Origin of the sequence: Megasphaera sp. AF13-6AC (genome assembly GCF_027685385.1) — a bacterium.
GTDB lineage: Bacteria > Bacillota > Negativicutes > Veillonellales > Megasphaeraceae > Megasphaera > Megasphaera micronuciformis.
Map to the genome: position 1 here is coordinate 326 of NZ_JAQCUN010000166.1, position 2,096 is coordinate 2,421.

Sequence of the window (2,096 nt, forward strand, 5' to 3'; positions counted from 1 at the left end):
CGCGAACTTCATATTGAAGTAGCTCAGGATTTGGTCAAAAAATAATAACACATAACAGTGCTTCTATCATAACGTTGAAGTCGGTATCAAAGAGATGGCGACTTCAACGTTATTTTTGTAAAATAAGAACTCGTCATATGCGGATACGTACCGTTGAGATAGGGGGATGAGAACGCAAAAGTATCCGCCCATACATGTCTAATTGTTATGTATCTTATAACTGAACCGTTTGACAAAGGAAAGGAGCGACAGGTATAATAATATAAGGTTATGTAACTGACGGAAGTGGAACAACCACGGGGAGCATAATCCATTTTAGCCGACCGTCTGGGCAATGATTCCGGGCAGAGTCGGTATTTTTTATGCCTCCTGCCACACATAAACGAGGAGTAACGGATATGAAACCTGTATTAAGCGATATCGAAATTGCACAGCAAGCTGAGTTAAAGCCGATTACGGAAATTGCCGAACAAGTGGGACTTACGGCAGATGATTTGGAATTGTACGGAAAATATAAGGCGAAGGTCTCTTTTGATGCTATTCGTCGATTACAGAGTCGACCGGACGGTAAATTGGTCCTGGTTACAGCTATTAACCCGACGCCGGCAGGTGAAGGGAAATCCATGACTACTATCGGCTTGGCTCAGGCTTTTAACCGCTTGGGGCATAAGGCTGTTGTAGCTATGCGCGAGCCTTCTTTAGGACCGGTTTTCGGGATTAAAGGCGGTGCGGCCGGAGGCGGGTATTCTCAGGTCTTACCTATGGAAGATATAAATCTTCACTTTACGGGCGATATGCATGCCATTACTACGACAAATAATTTGTTAGCCGCAGCCATTGATAATCATGTACATCAAGGCAATGAATTGCGTATTGACGTGCGTCGTGTCATTTGGAAGCGGGTCCTTGATATGAATGATCGGGCATTGCGTAATTTGACCATAGGCTTAGGTGGTAAGGTATGCGGTTTTCCGCGTGAAGATCATTTTATGATTACCGTTGCGTCGGAAATCATGGCCGTCTTGTGTTTGGCTGAAGATTTGGAAGATTTAAAACAACGGATGGCTAAAATCACGGTAGCCTATGACTTGGACGGCAATTTGGTAACAGCCGGACAGTTAGGTGTAGCCGGGGCCATGGCCGTTGTTATGAAGGATGCTATTAAGCCGAACTTGGTACAGACAACGGAACAAACACCGGCGTTAGTTCACGGCGGGCCCTTTGCCAATATTGCCCACGGTTGTAATTCCGTTATTGCGACGAAACTGGCTATGAAAATGGGTGAAATTGCAGTAACGGAAGCCGGTTTCGGTGCCGATTTAGGGGCTGAAAAGTTTATGGATATAAAATGTCGTTTCGGGCATATTAAACCGTCGGCAGTAGTTATTGTAGCAACTGTCAGAGCATTAAAGATGCATGGAGGAGTAAAGAAGGCGGACTTACAGGAAGAAAATGTGAAGGCTTTAGAAGCCGGGTTTGCCAACTTGGCGAAACACATTGAGAATATGCGTATTTTCAATGTGCCCGTAGTAGTAGGAATCAATCGCTTCCTTTCCGATACGGATGCGGAGTTGGAAACTCTCACTCGCTTGTGTGAGGACTACGGTGTGCCTGTAGCTTTAAATGACTGCTGGGCTGAAGGCGGCGAAGGCGGCAAAGAGATGGCCAACTTATTGCTGCCCTTAATGGAAAAAGATGCAAGTCTTTATTGCCCTTTATATGACGTAAATGAAACGATTCCCGAAAAACTGGAAAAAATAGTGACTCGTATTTACGGCGGTAAAGGCGTGATCTTTGAAGGGAAGGCTCAAAAACAGGTAAAGGAACTCGAAGCTTTCGGGTTGGATAAGATGCCCGTATGTGTCGCTAAGACGCAGTATTCTTTGTCTGACAACGCCGACCTTTTAGGCGCACCTGAAAACTTTTATGTAACGGTCAAAGATGTGCGTGTATGTACCGGCGCAGGCTTTATTGTTTGCGAGACGGGTAATATTATGACTATGCCGGGACTGCCCAAGGTGCCGGCGGCGAACAGGATGGATATTGATGAAAAAGGAAATATTACAGGGCTCTTCTAAAACCATGGGAATAGAAGA

1 protein-coding gene and 1 riboswitch are annotated in these 2,096 nt (G+C 45.2%); the gene reads left to right on the forward strand.

Annotated elements, in window-relative coordinates; translation table 11 throughout:
* Positions 1-262 precede the first annotated feature (262 nt).
* Positions 263-340: riboswitch (ZMP/ZTP riboswitch) on the forward strand.
* 58 nt (positions 341-398) lie between these two features.
* Positions 399-2,078: a formate--tetrahydrofolate ligase gene (locus PGX78_RS07625; protein WP_270446289.1), complete on the forward strand. Its 1,680-nt coding sequence runs from the start codon at positions 399-401 to the stop codon at positions 2,076-2,078.
* Positions 2,079-2,096: the final 18 nt, after the last annotated feature.